Annotated in this window: 14 protein-coding genes; 6 read left to right on the forward strand and 8 right to left on the reverse strand. The window is 41.3% G+C overall.

The annotated features are described in order from the left end of the window. Nucleotides 1-268: 268 nt before the first annotated feature. From BMY70_RS12600 to BMY70_RS12610, 3 genes are all read left to right on the forward strand, one after another. Entirely contained in the window at nucleotides 269-721 is a 453-nt protein-coding gene (locus BMY70_RS12600) for a carboxymuconolactone decarboxylase family protein (protein ID WP_090335565.1), read from the forward strand. Nucleotides 722-774: 53 nt separating this feature from the next. Then, nucleotides 775-1113: a YciI family protein gene (locus tag BMY70_RS12605; RefSeq protein ID WP_090335566.1), complete on the forward strand. Its 339-nt coding sequence runs from the start codon at nucleotides 775-777 to the stop codon at nucleotides 1111-1113. A gap of 61 nt (nucleotides 1114-1174) precedes the next feature. After that, on the forward strand, nucleotides 1175-2413 hold the full coding sequence (locus BMY70_RS12610) for an RNA polymerase sigma factor (RefSeq protein ID WP_090335567.1): 1239 nt from the start codon (nucleotides 1175-1177) through the stop codon (nucleotides 2411-2413). Between the two features lie 76 nt (nucleotides 2414-2489). On the opposite strand, the gene BMY70_RS12615 is transcribed toward BMY70_RS12610, so the two are convergent. The 7 genes from BMY70_RS12615 to BMY70_RS12645 all read right to left on the reverse strand — a co-directional run bounded on the left by BMY70_RS12615 (nucleotide 2490) and on the right by BMY70_RS12645 (nucleotide 10640). Then, nucleotides 2490-3917, reverse strand: a complete 1428-nt coding sequence (locus BMY70_RS12615; RefSeq protein WP_090335568.1) for a DUF1501 domain-containing protein — start codon at nucleotides 3915-3917, stop codon at nucleotides 2490-2492. A gap of 40 nt (nucleotides 3918-3957) precedes the next feature. After that, nucleotides 3958-6324 (reverse strand): DUF1549 domain-containing protein, encoded by a 2367-nt coding sequence (locus BMY70_RS12620; protein ID WP_177197017.1) that lies wholly within the window; start codon nucleotides 6322-6324, stop codon nucleotides 3958-3960. 280 nt (nucleotides 6325-6604) lie between these two features. Continuing rightward, a complete protein-coding gene (locus tag BMY70_RS12625) occupies nucleotides 6605-7372 on the reverse strand; it encodes a LytR/AlgR family response regulator transcription factor (protein WP_090335569.1) in 768 nt (255 codons plus the stop codon). Beyond that, a complete protein-coding gene (locus BMY70_RS12630) occupies nucleotides 7353-8372 on the reverse strand; it encodes a sensor histidine kinase (protein WP_090335570.1) in 1020 nt (339 codons plus the stop codon). Before BMY70_RS12630 ends, BMY70_RS12625 begins: the two co-directional genes overlap by 20 nt. A gap of 18 nt (nucleotides 8373-8390) precedes the next feature. Further along, nucleotides 8391-8846 (reverse strand): hypothetical protein, encoded by a 456-nt coding sequence (locus BMY70_RS12635; RefSeq protein WP_090335571.1) that lies wholly within the window; start codon nucleotides 8844-8846, stop codon nucleotides 8391-8393. A gap of 21 nt (nucleotides 8847-8867) precedes the next feature. Then, nucleotides 8868-9662, reverse strand: coding sequence for a DUF1223 domain-containing protein (locus BMY70_RS12640; protein WP_090335572.1), 795 nt, complete (start codon nucleotides 9660-9662; stop codon nucleotides 8868-8870). A gap of 6 nt (nucleotides 9663-9668) precedes the next feature. After that, on the reverse strand, nucleotides 9669-10640 hold the full coding sequence (locus BMY70_RS12645; RefSeq protein ID WP_090335573.1) for a heme-binding domain-containing protein: 972 nt from the start codon (nucleotides 10638-10640) through the stop codon (nucleotides 9669-9671). A gap of 409 nt (nucleotides 10641-11049) precedes the next feature. Between BMY70_RS12645 and BMY70_RS12650 the strand changes: the two genes are divergently transcribed. The 3 genes from BMY70_RS12650 (at nucleotide 11050) to BMY70_RS12660 (ending at nucleotide 12806) form a co-directional block, all read left to right on the forward strand. Beyond that, entirely contained in the window at nucleotides 11050-11496 is a 447-nt protein-coding gene (locus BMY70_RS12650) for a protein-disulfide reductase DsbD domain-containing protein (protein WP_090335574.1), read from the forward strand. Nucleotides 11497-11530: 34 nt separating this feature from the next. Beyond that, complete coding sequence (locus BMY70_RS12655) at nucleotides 11531-11962, forward strand: organic hydroperoxide resistance protein (RefSeq protein WP_218148625.1); 432 nt, start codon at nucleotides 11531-11533, stop codon at nucleotides 11960-11962. 163 nt (nucleotides 11963-12125) lie between these two features. Continuing rightward, complete coding sequence (locus BMY70_RS12660; RefSeq protein WP_090336444.1) at nucleotides 12126-12806, forward strand: metal-dependent hydrolase; 681 nt, start codon at nucleotides 12126-12128, stop codon at nucleotides 12804-12806. 104 nt (nucleotides 12807-12910) lie between these two features. On the opposite strand, the gene BMY70_RS12665 is transcribed toward BMY70_RS12660, so the two are convergent. Next, nucleotides 12911-14077, reverse strand: coding sequence for a lipoprotein N-acyltransferase Lnb domain-containing protein (locus BMY70_RS12665; RefSeq protein WP_090335575.1), 1167 nt, complete (start codon nucleotides 14075-14077; stop codon nucleotides 12911-12913). Nucleotides 14078-14098: the final 21 nt, after the last annotated feature.

The raw sequence follows: 14098 nt of genomic DNA on the forward strand, positions 1-14098 counted from the left end.
CAACAATCCCGATGCCAATCGTTCGGTTGCGGGCGCTTATTGATAACCGGCGGAAAATGGGAATTGAAAAATTTCCGTCAGTTAAGTCTCGAATGATTATAAACGGTTGACAATTTTTTGAGAATTATTGGCTTTTTCTGGACTGGACAAAGCCGTTAATTTTTTTTTAAACAATACTTATTTTCTGAATAATCAAAATTATTTAGTGAAGAGTGTCCAGAATCAAAAAACTGATTGTCATCTGTTTTTAACAAATAGACTTTAAAAAATGGAATCAAGAATCAATGTTCAGGCAAAAGGGCAAAGTGCATTAAAATCGGTATTTGGGATTGGTGCGTATCTAAAAAAGTCGCCCATCGAGAAACAACTTCTGGAACTTGTCAATTTTCGTGTTTCGCAAATTAACAACTGTGCTTATTGTCTGGATATGCACGCGAAAGAACTTATCGGAATGGGAGAAACTATACAGCGGATATACAGTATCAGTGCCTGGGAAGAAACGCCTTATTACACAACCCGCGAACGAGCCGCTTTCGCCTGGGCAGAAGCGGTGACGAAATGTGAGGTCGGCGATGATGTTTATAAAGAAGCTATTGCCGAGTTTGGTGAGGAAGAATTGATTGATCTAACGCTTTCCATTACGACAATCAATACATGGAACCGTTTCAATCTGGCTTTTCCAACTACGCCCGGAACATACAGGGTTGGCCAGTTTGGATGATAATCTAATATCCGTTAATCTTATAACTGTAACACATATAAAGATTGAGTCAAATGAACGAATTTCTATTGGTTTTTCGCAGAGATTACCAAACAAGAGAAGATCAGCCTTCTCCGGATCAGATGCAGGAACATTTCAAAAACTGGAAAAATTGGTTTGGAAGTATTGCTGCGCAGGATAAACTTGCACGGCCGTTGCAGCGGTGGGATGGAGAAGGAAAGGTTGTCAACCATGATAAAACGATCCTGAACGGGCCATATGCTGAAATCAAAGAGTCAATTGGAGGGCTGATCGTTATAAAAGCTGCAAACTATGAAGAGGCAGCGGAGATAGCGAAAAGTTGTCCAATATTGGAATTAGGTGGAAATGTGGAAATTCGGATGGCGCTTTAACTATTAACCGCGGTGAACGCAAAATGTCTCTGTAAATTTGCAGAGGCATTTTTAAGGAGCTATGGAAGAGAAAGAACTATTGCCGCATTTGTTTCGTACCGAATATCAGAAAATGGTTTCGGTGCTCTGTTATACGTTTGGAATTGAGCATATCGAGGTTGCTCAGGATATTGTGAGCGACACCTTTTTGTCGGCGACAGAGGTTTGGAGTATTAAAGGAATTCCGGAAAATCCGCCTGCCTGGTTGTACACTGTGGCTAAAAATAAAACCAAAAATTATCTGAAGAGAGATTCTCTTTTTGAGAAAAAAATTTCCGAAGAAATTCGATATACCACGCTTGCGAGCGAACAAATAGAGATTGATATGTCGCAAAAGAATATCGCAGACAGCCAACTGGCGATGATTTTTACGGTTTGCGATCCGAGCATATCAAACGAGTCGCAGATAGCACTGGCTCTGAATTTGTTATGTGGATTCGGAATTCAGGAAATTGCCGACGCATTTCTGACGAATAAGGAAGTTGTTTACAAACGGATAAACAGGGCAAAAGAAAAGCTTAAAGAGGCAAAAATTAAGATTGAGCAACCGTCAAAGCTGGCAATTAATATGCGGTTGGAAACCGTACTGACAACACTTTACCTGCTGTTTTCTGAAGGTTATTACTCAATTTCCCAAAATACTGTGCTTCGTAAGGATCTTTGCGCAGAAGCAATGCGACTGAATTATCTTCTTGTTGAAAACGAAGATACGAATCAACCTCAGGTTAACGCGCTGCTGGCTCTGATGTGTTTTCATGCTTCGAGATTTGAAGCGCGTACGGACGATAACGGCGAACTTGTATTGTACGAAGATCAGGATGAATCGCGCTGGGACCGCAAGCTTATGGAAAGGGGCGAGTATTTTTTAAATGAAGCTGCATCTGGCGATAAATTAACTAAATTTCATCTGGAAGCCGGGATAGCTTACTGGCATACGCATAAGGAAGATACACCCGAAAAATGGGAAAATATTCTAGACCTTTATAACCATCTTCTGATTCTTGAATACTCTCCGATTGCGGCACTCAACAGAACTTTTGCGTTGGCTAAAACAAACGGAAAAGAGCAGGCAATTCTGGAAGCTGAAAAATTGAACCTGACAACTAACCTTTTTTACCATTCGTTACTTGGGAATCTGTATTCGGATCTGGATGATAAAAAGGCATTGGCGCATTTTGAAATGGCAATTGTTCTTGCTCATTCCTCATCCGACAAATCCTTGATACTTAAAAATATCAAACGCTTAAAAAAAGAAGGCTAGGGTATTGTTTGTGAATAGTTGTTATCGATAATTGACGTGTGAGACTTCGAATAACAGAAATCTCACACGTCAATTTTTACGATAATAAATCCATTGCTGCCTTCCCTTTCCCATCAGGTGTGGTATAAAAAGGACGCTTTTCAACTTCATATTGTGTATCTTCCGGAATGCCGAGAGCGTGATAAATCGTTTGGTGCACCTGATCAATTTTGATCGGATTCTCGATGGTCTTACAAGGCCTTTCATCGGCTGTTTTGCCATATACGAATCCTTTTTTTATGCCTCCCCCGAACATCAGCATGGAGCCTGCATCCGTAAAATGGCGGTGCATACCATAGAATTTCATTTCCGAAAGAATATCTGGCTGACTTACCTGTTCCAGCACTTTCGCGTCGGGTTTTCCTTCAACCATCATATCGCGACTGAATTCACTGGCCAGCACTACCATTGTTCTGTCCAGCAAACCTTGCTTATCAAGGTCTTTTATTAGTTGAGCAATCGGACCGTCGATCTGTTTTTTCATATCTGCCAGTCTTGTGTTTCCATTTTCATGCGTATCCCAGCCCTTGAATGGCTCGTACTCAGTGGTTACACTTATAAACCGTGCGCCTTGTTCAGTAAGACGGCGGGCGAGCAAACAACCCAGGCCAAATTTACCTGTGTTATAAACATTGTAACTTTCTTTGGGTTCTGTACTCAAATCAAACGCTTTCGATTCCGGGGAGTTCAATAGGGCATAGGCCTGCTCCATCGATCGCTTCAGCGATTCTCTTTGATAATCACTGCCAAATTCGCCTACCGGGCTATTATTGATCAGTTCATTATAAAGCTGATTTCTTCTTTCAAAACGCTTGGCATCCATACCCACAGGCGGACGTACACTTTCCAGGCCCTGGCTTGGATCCGGAATGAAAAAGGGCCCGAATTCATTTCCGAGAAAACCAGCGGTATGAAACGCTTTCAGCTCCTCGGCCTCTCCGACAGTGAACCGCTGACCAATATCTATAAATGCAGGAATTACAGGGTTTTTGGGTCCCAATTCCTTTGCGATCCATGAGCCAATATGAGGTGCTGCGACCGTCTGTGGCGGTTCGTAACAAGTATGCCAGTGATATTGATGTCGCGAATGTAAAATGTGCCCCATATCAGCAGCCACGTATGAGCGTATCAGTGTTCCCTTATCCATTACACTGCCAATCGACTGCAAGCCATCGGAAAAGTGGATTCCGTCCAGTTTGGTCGGCATGGATTTAAAAGTGCTCAGCACGCGGTTCCCCTCCATACCTTTTTCAAAAGGAGTAAAGCGTTTAGGGTCAAATGTTTCCGTATGGGCCATACCGCCTGCCATCCACAATAAAATGACAGTATCCGCCGAAGACTCAGATCCGGCGATTTTCTTGCAGCCAGACAACAATCCCGAAACAGGCGCCCCAGCGGCGAGAGCAGCCAGCGTGGCCGCGCTTGCTCTTTGTAAGAATTCTCTTCTATTCCAGTTATTTTTCATCACAAACCAAATTAGCAGGTTGCATTAATAACGTAATTGATCAATAAATCAGTTGAAATTCAGGTATTAAAGCCATAGCCCAGACCAAGTCCTGAATCCCTTCTTCACTCGGTTTTGGTCCTAGTATTTTCCGGGCAACATTTAGTTCCTTGGGCTGTGGATTTCTTCCTAGCGCTCGTCGGTATAGCTGCGTTACCAACGTGTCAGAAGTTGGATATTTCTTTTTCCATTCCCTCGCACCCCGTTTTAAAGTTTCGGTAAATTTATTTCCGTTTGTAAGTTCAAGTGCCTGCAACAGGTTTGCCTGAGAGGTTCTGCTGGTGCTCACCGTCTCCCGGTTAGGTCTGCCAAGTGAAGTGAGGAACGGGTCATTTTTTACAAATCCTGCTCTTGCAAACGGGAGTTTTGTATCAATCGTTTTTGGAAGGAGATTAAAGACAATCGCTGAATCGGCATACATAGGATTAAATGCCGTGCTTATTGCGTCTGTAAATTGTTCTGCTGTTAGCCGGCGCCTTACCATACCTGTAAATTTATAGTCGTTCGCCATAATATCACCTGCTTCTTTTACCGATGTCGAAGGAAGCTGATAAGTTTTGGAGGTTACAATTGTATAAATGAGCTTCTTCATATCATAACCGTTCGCTACAAAATCTGATGCGAGCCAATCGAGTAAATCTTCGCTCCATGGCATATTATCCATCATATCAACAGGTTCTACGATACCACGACCAAGCAGCTGTGCCCATATCCTGTTCACTGCTGTTCTGTAAAGTCTGCCGTCTTTGGGCTGAACCAGCAAATCAGCCAGTTGTCGCAGGCGTTTTTCAGTACTGGCATCAATGCTTATTTCTCCAAGTTCCGGAAACAATATTCTGGTATCCGCGATCTTGCCGGTAGGTTTATCACATCGGTTGATTTCGAGCAGGGTATCTGCAAAAATATTGGCAAAAGCATAGGAATCTGCAAGCTTCCAGTCAGAAATAAAACTGTCGTGGCAGGATGCACATTTTAGATTTAAGCCAAGCAAAACCTGCGATACATTTTGAGCTGCCTGCATTTCGGTACGCTGGCTCGAATTGATCGTTCCTCTCCATTTAATACCCCTTATAAAGCCTTCTGACTCTTTTGTCGGACTGATCAGTTCTTTGACAAACCAATTATACGGTTTATTAGTTTGAAGAGACGTATACAGCCATTTCGTGATATCAAAACGGCCTTTTGTGATATAACCTGTTCCGGAATAGTCATTACGTAGGGCGTCATTCCAAAACGACATCCAGTGCTGAGCGTAGTCATCGTTTCTGGTCAATAACTCTTTTGCCAGTCGTTCACGTTTATCCGGCCTGCTGTCAGCAATGAAAGCATCTATTTTTTCTGGTGGTGGCAACAGCCCGATAATGTCAAGATATACCCGGCGTATATAAACCCGGTCGTTAACGACTGGCTTCCAGCCAATTTTGTTTTTTTGGAAATATACATTTACAAACCGGTCAACGGGAAGAATGATGTCGCCGTTTGCAGCCGGAAGTTCAGGTGTTCTTGGTTCCAGTTGCGCAACACGATAAATACTTTTCTGTTTTCCATCAGGCCAGAGCGCGCCTTTTTCAACCCAGAATTTTAAAACTTTGATCTCCCTTTCAGTAAGTCTTTTCCCTTTTGTCGGCATTGCTTCCTTATGACCTTTTGGCAAGGAAATTCTCCGGATCAACTCGCTTTTGTCCGGATGATCCGGTATGACGACAACTCCATTTTCTCCGCCTTTCATGATCGCTTCCTTGCTGTCAAGTCGGAGATCGCCCTTTGTTTTTGTTTCGCTGTGGCAGCTATAACAATTGTGCGCCAAAATTGTACGTACCTCAACGTTCAGATCCTGAACCTGCTGGGGATTTAAGGCTCCGGTATTGGTCAGCACGAAGTCAGGCTCATCTGAACCTTTTGCTGCAACAGTTCCATCCGCTGCCGGATTCGGTAAAACGCTGGACAGATAATCGTCGCCATGTGTGAGCATAGCACCATAATGACCTGCCAGTGAAACTCCAAAAACTGTAACTATCAATAAAGCCCGGTATAAACCTCGCTTGTCCAGCAGCAATGAGATCGTTGCGAAAACAGCCAGCGACATTGTGGCGATACCCGACCATCTGTGTATCTCTAAATTTGCTCCCGATGCCTCTTCCTGACTTGCCAGCATCCACCCAAAAATTACAGCGAAGATTGCGCTTGCTGCCCCGATCCAGGTAAGAATGTTTGTTGCATCCCGTAAACCGGTAGATTTTCGTTTCCAGTCGATCAGTTCAAGCAGGAGCGCGACACAAAGTAAGCCGATCGGAAAATGGACGAGTAATGGGTGGAGCCGCCCCAGAAATTGCCAGAGCCAGAAAGTTTCAGTCGATTGCAGTAGCACGAGATCAAAGGTTGGTGAATATGTACTTATTAAACCGGTTTTAGGAAATCTATCTACAATTATAACATAAACAAATCAAACATCTATCCTGTGCTGTCTTGGTTAAATTCTATTTAATCTTTTTTTGTTGAATAATTAGTCAAATTTTTTTTTAGTGGTCGTAAGGTTATTTGAACGTGGAAACACAATTATTTTGTCCTTTTTGATTCCGGTCTTCTTTCTTAATAAAAAAACAGGTACAGGTTGTTACACCGGCACCTGCATTCATTAGCTTATTTGGTTATCTGTTTTCTAACCAACCAAGAAAACTGCTGACTTTCTCCTTGCCGATCAGTAGTTTTTCAGGCGTCGGGACAGTCAGCTTTATGAATAGCTTCCGGGAAAAATAATGTTCAACTTCCTTTACAGCTTCGAAATTGATGAGGTATTGTCTGTTTAGCCTGTAAAACTGAGTTGCAGAAACCATATTCTGCACTTCTTCCAGCGGCTGCGGAATGGTATATTCGTGATGATCAAAAGTCATGATAGACGTCATTTCATTGTGAATATAAAAGAATGCAATAGTATCGGTTTTGATCGTGATGTATTTATTCTGCTTGAAGACCAGAAAGCTCTTTTTCCCATCAGGCTCTCCAAGTTTTCTAAGCAATGTTTCCAGATCAGGAGTAAGTTGCTTTTCGGGAGAAAAATAAGACCGTAGGTTGCTTAGTTTTTCGAGTGCCGCTTCGATGTGCTCTCTTTTGAAGGGTTTAAGCAGATAATCTATACCATTTGTTTTAAAAGCTTCGATGGCGTAGTTATCATATGCAGTGCAAAATATTACAGGCGGAATGATTTTTACTTGTTCGAAAATCTGAAAGCATAAGCCGTCAGAAAGCTGGATATCCATAAAAATCAGATCCGGCTGTTGATTCGCGGTCAGATAGGAAACGGCTCGTTCCACGCTTTGGATAGTGGAAACTATCCGCGCATCCGGTCTTATCGAAGTGATGATTTGCGCCAGCGATTTAGCCGTTTTTATCTCATCTTCAATGATTAATACGTTCATGGATTATGGGAAGTTTTACTCTGAAAGAATTCTTTTCAGTTTCAATTTCTATTTTTTTATCTAAAAGGTGCAGGTATCGCTGGTTGATGTTATCGAGTCCCATTTGTGTAGACTTTTCCGGGTTTTTCTTCAATTGCAACTGGTTTTCAACAACAATTTTATCTCCCTGCGAATACAGAATTATGTTCAATGGATAATCGAGCGAAACAATGTTGTGCTTGATGCAGTTCTCCACCAACAGTTGCAGGGTAAATGGTGGAATCCAGGATTTATAATAGCTCTCATCAATCCTGTATTCTATACTAATCCCTTCTTCGAACCGCGCAGTCAGTAAAAACATATACGAATCCAGAATTTCCAGTTCCTCTGATAAAGGGATCAGGTCCAGCTTTCTGTTTTCCAACGTAAAACGATAAAAATCTGACAGCTTCAGGATGAAATCTACACTGTTTTTGTCTTCCAGCTCGACCATCGATTTCAAGGTATTCAGGCTGTTGAATAAAAAGTGAGGATTTACCTGCTGTCTTAAAAGTTCATATTGCGCACCCAGGTTATCTGCTTTTGTCCGTTCAAGTTCTATCAAAACCTGCTGATTTCGATGTGTTTGATAAAGCAAATGTAAAAGCATGTAAAACGTTAAATTGATAAGTATTCCCCGCACTTCGAACATAAGCAATATTGGTCCATAATCACGAAAAGGCATGAGAAGCTCTTCGACTCTAACCATTAGAAACATGACAATGATTCCTATTGTGAGACTTCTCAATAACAGAGGATAAGAAAACCCGGCGTCCGAATTTTGTTTGGAAAATTTGGGCAGCGAATAAATATTAAAATACCAGACAAATAATGTAAACAGAGATGTGATCAATGCGTCTGCTATGGCTTCAGATTTGCTGAAATGTTTTTCCGCAATTTTAGGAACGGTTGTCAGGATACCGAGCGATAATGAGCTTAGCCAGATGACTACCGTCGAAACCTTAAATATTTTTTTACTCATAAAACCGGTATCGTTAACTCAGGGGAAGACAGATGGTTTTTGACCAAAGATAAAATTTATCCTGTCTTGTTTATCTAACGCAAGTGATTCGGACGATGCATGATCGTTGTTAGTCCTCGTGTAACGTACCGCGATCTGCTTGTCCTTCGATGGTAAAACCTCAACAGTTTCCAGAGAATTTTGGACACCGTTAATATCGCCTCCAAACCAGTAAGGATTTGGATGAAGTTTCCATGTTACAAATTGATAAATTTCCCCTGCAGTGTGGTTTTTTATTTGGCGTTGAGAAGCAGCCAGAGCCAGATCATTTCCATATAAAGTTGATGCCGTTCCCATCCTCTTGTTGATCAGGGATGTTATCACATGCAGATCTTTCGAGTCGAAAATGTTTTCAGGCGCTAATGTAGGTTTTGACGGGCCATCGCATGATACCAGGGCGATGCAGGCAATTATTGTTACAAACAGAAGTTTCATGATCAGGATGTTTAACGTATTTTAAATGATTTCCTTCAGGCTGGTCTTTGCAGCTGCAAGAATTTCTCCATTGTTTTTATTTTGAAGAAATGCAATTATTTCCCAGTTACCAGGCTGAGTTTTTTCGGGAAGTTTAAGTTCTACCTCTCCTGAACCTGAGTCATTTGCGGATTGACTTTGCAAGGATCTTACAATCTGGACATGAACAAGTTCTCTGCCTTCATTTTCGCCTTTTTTCACAGATGTTTTTGCGATTTTTTGAACCAGGGCAAGTTGCAAAACAGCGTTTTTCTTTACAGAAGAAGCCTGATACCGAACCGAGATTCCCTTATTATTTCGTGTTGTTTCAATCGTGAGCCTGCCTGCAAGGGGCGACGATAGACTTTGCGAGATTGCATTGCGTAAACTTGATTCCTCAGAACCCACAAACTCCCGTTTTCCATTAACCACAATCTGGGGTGTGTAAACAGATTCTGTACGTAGCCAGGCTGAATATTGATATTGTCTACGTGTGAATTCACTCTTGCTGAAAACGTCTTTCCAACCCTGAAAATCCCAATAATCCACGTGGAAAGCCAATATGTATACAGGTTTGGCTGAATTTTCCTGTTGCACTTTTGCCACTAATTCGTCAGCAGGTGGGCAACTTGAGCATCCCTCAGATGTAAAAAGTTCTAAGACGGCGAAACCTGGTTCTGCAAGTTTAGTGTTGTTAGTTTCAATAGGTTTATTATTTTCCGTTGGTCCAACAATGGAAGTGAAAGCACTGGCGGCAATAAACAATCCTGCTGCCAAGGTGATTATTTGCGTGTTCATAACTAATTAATGTTTTAAGTTTTTACTGGGTATATCAAATACAAATCCGTTATCGGGAACGAGACGATGGCAGTTGATACAGGATGTGGCAAAAGAAATCGTTTTCCCATAAGGTTCCAGACTTAGGCCTGAAAACCGCGCAAATCCCCAGCCTTCGGTATCCTTAAACCGTTTGTCATCCCGAATCATCATCTGCACATTATTGAAATTTCCAGGTTTGATATTTCCATCGTTGTCTTCCTTTTGGCTGTTCCAGACAACTTTAACGAGAATGGCACCATTGGGCCAGGGCTTGATTTTATCTTCCTTGATGGCATTAATTGCGATTTCATTTCCATAAATAAGCCTCATAGTTCCGTTGTCAAAACGATTGGTTGAGCTTATTATCTTCCAGTTTTTGTAATCGTCAAAATAGCTAATTCCATTAATCGATTTAGGTGTTTTACCGACTCCGGTGTCCTGGCTGTTTTTATAGGTTTTATCTGCTAACTTAATTCGAGAGGTATCACCAAGGCTGTGGTTTTGGTTTGAGAGTTTAATTACGTAATTCTTTAAAACATCAAGATCAGCTTTTGAAACTTTGGATTCAGGATGAACGGAAGTGTAAGTAGCGAGCGGCATTTTGCCTGCATCAATCATATTGATCATATACCACAATTTTGTTTCCTGATCTGATTTTGAAAGCGTGTCCCATTCCGAGAAATTGAATCTTTTCCGGGCTTCGTTTACGTCAGCTGCAACGACATACGAAAACGGAGCAATTTTATCATACCATCGCAGATCAGTTTCATTGGAATGACAATCATAACAACTTCGTTCAAAAATGCTCAGAACCTCTGCCGGAGCGTGAAATTTACCTTTGGCTTGCGGATTCGAAATCGTAGGGCCGGTAATCTGCAGTGCTACAAGGCTGGCGAAGACTACGCTGCTTAGTATAACCACTGTTTTTCTGTAAGTTGTTGGTTTCGAGAAGTTCATGTCCGTTTTTTTTATTTCTCAAAAGTAGATTGAACAACCATTTCATAGTATTGGAAATGAGCCGAAGCCGGCAAATTAGTGGCCGGGATAGACAGTGCCTTTCCTGAGTTATCAATTCCGGGATTACGGTTTTAATTTTGATCAATAATCTTATGGATACGGAAGGATCACATGTGCGTGCGGTAAAAAGTTCTCTAAAATAACTGGCATTTAATTCTGTCCGGTTCAGGTTACAATATGTCTGCTTCAACATTATTCTCCTCTGTTTCTATTTCGTTTACCCGTCAATTTGTATCACTAATCAGCTGAGCGTCTTGGGAAACTCCGTCTGAATGATGCTCGGAAAATTATTGATCGATTTTGATTGATAATTTTAAACGGAATTTAAATAAACTATAAATAACTGGAAATGAAAACTTTATTGTTGCTTGCTGCCGGACTCTTCATCAGCCTTTCAGGTCAAGGTGAAACTTTGAAACCAGTAAAATGGAGTTTCACTGTCACAAAAACATCTGAGATTGAGGCCAGTATTTTAATCAAAGCTTCTATCAATGATGGATGGCACGTTTATGCTCAGGCGATACCGGAAGGTGGGCCGTTAAAGGCTACATTCAGCTTTATTCCTGCCAGATCATACCAATTGCTCGGTTCTGTTGCTGAGCCAAAACCTATAATCAGGTTTGAGGAATTTTTCAATATGAATGTCAGCTATTTTGAAGAAGAAGTGGTTTTCAAACAAAAAATTAAATTGACCGGAAAAGGAACAATTGTCAAGGGAGCCGTAAAATTTATGGCTTGCAGTGCGAAACAATGTTTGCCGCCAGAAACAGTCGAATTCTCGGTTCCTGTGAAGTAAAATCTAGACTGAGAATAAATTAAATTCAAATAAAATGGAAACAAACAAAATCGTAAAAATTGAAAAAGTTTTGTATACCGGAAAAACACATACGACCGGCGGTAGAGAGGGGGCTTCAAAGAGTTCAGATGGAAAACTTGCAATCAATCTTTCGTCGCCTGGAACTTCTGGTGCCGGAACAAATCCTGAACAGCTACTGGCTGCCGGATGGTCGGCATGTTTTATTGGCGCAATGAAAATTGCAGCTGGTAATATGAAAGTATCGCTGCCGGTTGATACAGCTGTTGACGCGGAAGTGGATCTGGGGATAGCTGGTGAGGCCTATTTTCTTCAGGCACGTTTGAATATCAGTTTGCCGGGTATAGACAGGGAAGTGGCCCAGGCGCTGGCAGATACGGCCCATCAGAATTGCCCATACTCAAAAGCGACACGGGGAAATATTGATGTCCAGATTAAACTTTTGTAAAAAACATCTCATTTGGCTTGCCGGCTTGCTGGCAAGCCTTATTTTTGAATAAGAGTAAACGATTGAATCAGTTTCGGATATTTTTGTTTATTAGGAAAGTATGGAGACGCTGATAGTTTGCTGCTTTGCAACTTATATAAATGACTATCTTAACAACGAAAAAATGAAAATCACTTACTACGGACATTCCTGTTTTTCGGTAGTTGCCGGAGGCAAAACCATTTTGTTTGACCCTTATATTACCGGGAACGAATTAGCAAAAGATGTCGATATTAACAGCATCGCGGCAGATTACATTTTTGTGTCGCATGGACATTTCGACCATATGCTTGATGCAGTCGCAATCGCAAATAATACCGGGGCGACTGTCATCGGAAATTGGGAGATTTACTCCTATTTTGGGAAGGAAGGCGTCAAGAATTTATTCCCTTTAAATCCAGGTGGAAAAGCGACTTTCGATTTTGGAGATGCAAAATGTTTCATTTCTCAACATTCAAGCAGCTTCCCTGACGGTGGTTATGCAGGTGTGGCCAGTGGTTTTGCTTTGAAAACAACAGACGGGAATTTTTATTACAGCGGAGATACCGGACTTACGCTGGATATGACTTTGATCCCAAAATGGACAGCTCTGGATTTTGCTGTTTTTCCAATTGGAGATGTTTTAACGATGGGTGTAGAAGACGCAATTGAGGCCGCAGGTTTTGTCAAAACAACAAAAATACTAGGTGTACATTACGATACATTTGGATTTATTAAACTTAACAAAGAAGAGGCGATTGCAGAATTTGCAAAGTCCGGATTGACACTGTTACTGCCGAAAATCGGAGAAACGATTGATATTTGAACTGACGATTTAAATAATCATGCAGTAAATTTTACAGTAGGAGAGGAGCAACGGAAAATCTCCGTTGCTCCTTTTTTTAATCTTACGATACGTTTTTTTAAGGGTTAAGTCAAAATTGTTTTCTTCATTAACCGGAGTAAAGTTAAACTTCGGATGTACAAAATTATCAGTATGGCTATTAAGTCACTGTTGAGCTGGGCAGACATGACAACCGAAAACGGGAACGTCATTACCAACAAAACCAGTGTTGCCACGAGGTAAGGTTTGAGCAAAAAGTAATACTGCTTATTGCGTGTCAGAACAGGAACGAGGATATGTAATGGGCATGCCCAAAGTAGATTTAGATTGTTGGAAGCAGCTTCGTGGTCAGTTGCAAACCAAAGAAAAAGCAATAAAATACCTACGCTTCCGACAACTGGATAAAGTATGAGATCAAACCATTTTGATCGTTGGTTTCTTTTGAGATCAAATTTAGAAATAACAACCGTTATCATTAAAAATATACCAAAAACAACCCAGGGCTGAAACAGGCTTTCAGTTGGCTGTGCCTTACTGGCGTTGAAAATGACTGTTTTGTCCAATACCAGCGGTATCCCCGAAATGGAAGCGTTGTCAAATCCTGATTCAAGATAATCAGGCAGGAACATGTATTCGAAAAGGGAAAGTTTCTTGTCCATCGGTAATCCCAGACAAAGATCAATAGCTAGCTTTCCCCACCGTTGCTGACGTAAACGATCGCCGGTGAGCATTCGGATAGTATAGCCCGGCGTTGCGTAATGCTCATTAAATTTGAGTTGCTTTCCAAACAATCCAACCAACACATCCCGCACTTTAGTTGCGCAATTGTTGTAAAAATAATCGTAGCGATAGGTTGCGTTTTCAGGTTTTGCATTTTCTTCCAGATAATTAAAAATGCTCTGTTTCTGTGTTGCTGTTAAATTTAACAACTGCTCATGAACGTAACGATTTTTATGAATGTAGAAGGCAACGAAGCTTTCAAAACGAGATACGCCGAGTTTGTAAAAAAGCTCACCTCGTATAAAATTTATGTAAAATCCGGCATCAAACTTGAAGACACCATAGTTATAAACAAGATCCAATCCTGTAGCTGGATCTTTGACCCTCAATGCGCTATGGCCAAATGCAGAATATAGTTCATCCTGATCCGGTCCGCAGGTAATTATCGAAATTTCAGCATTAGGAGACAATTTGTTTTGTCCGAGAGCAGGCGCCTTTAAAGCGATGAAAAATAGTAAAATCCACAGTTTCATGGGCAGGTTGTGATTGGCTAA

Source organism: Dyadobacter koreensis (assembly GCF_900108855.1).
GTDB lineage: Bacteria > Bacteroidota > Bacteroidia > Cytophagales > Spirosomataceae > Dyadobacter > Dyadobacter koreensis.

What these genes read in the sequence shown, in the direction of transcription:
- BMY70_RS12600 (WP_090335565.1), top strand. Translation starts at nt 269, where the DNA reads ATGGAATCAAGAATCAATGTTCAGGCAAAAGGGCAAAGTGCATTAAAA.
- BMY70_RS12605 (WP_090335566.1), top strand. Translation starts at nt 775, where the DNA reads ATGAACGAATTTCTATTGGTTTTTCGCAGAGATTACCAAACAAGAGAA.
- BMY70_RS12610 (WP_090335567.1), top strand. Translation starts at nt 1,175, where the DNA reads ATGGAAGAGAAAGAACTATTGCCGCATTTGTTTCGTACCGAATATCAG.
- BMY70_RS12615 (WP_090335568.1), bottom strand. Translation starts at nt 3,917, where the DNA reads ATGAAAAATAACTGGAATAGAAGAGAATTCTTACAAAGAGCAAGCGCG.
- BMY70_RS12625 (WP_090335569.1), bottom strand. Translation starts at nt 7,372, where the DNA reads ATGAACGTATTAATCATTGAAGATGAGATAAAAACGGCTAAATCGCTG.
- BMY70_RS12630 (WP_090335570.1), bottom strand. Translation starts at nt 8,372, where the DNA reads ATGAGTAAAAAAATATTTAAGGTTTCGACGGTAGTCATCTGGCTAAGC.
- BMY70_RS12635 (WP_090335571.1), bottom strand. Translation starts at nt 8,846, where the DNA reads ATGAAACTTCTGTTTGTAACAATAATTGCCTGCATCGCCCTGGTATCA.
- BMY70_RS12640 (WP_090335572.1), bottom strand. Translation starts at nt 9,662, where the DNA reads ATGAACACGCAAATAATCACCTTGGCAGCAGGATTGTTTATTGCCGCC.
- BMY70_RS12645 (WP_090335573.1), bottom strand. Translation starts at nt 10,640, where the DNA reads ATGAACTTCTCGAAACCAACAACTTACAGAAAAACAGTGGTTATACTA.
- BMY70_RS12650 (WP_090335574.1), top strand. Translation starts at nt 11,050, where the DNA reads ATGAAAACTTTATTGTTGCTTGCTGCCGGACTCTTCATCAGCCTTTCA.
- BMY70_RS12655 (WP_218148625.1), top strand. Translation starts at nt 11,531, where the DNA reads ATGGAAACAAACAAAATCGTAAAAATTGAAAAAGTTTTGTATACCGGA.
- BMY70_RS12660 (WP_090336444.1), top strand. Translation starts at nt 12,126, where the DNA reads ATGAAAATCACTTACTACGGACATTCCTGTTTTTCGGTAGTTGCCGGA.
- BMY70_RS12665 (WP_090335575.1), bottom strand. Translation starts at nt 14,077, where the DNA reads ATGAAACTGTGGATTTTACTATTTTTCATCGCTTTAAAGGCGCCTGCT.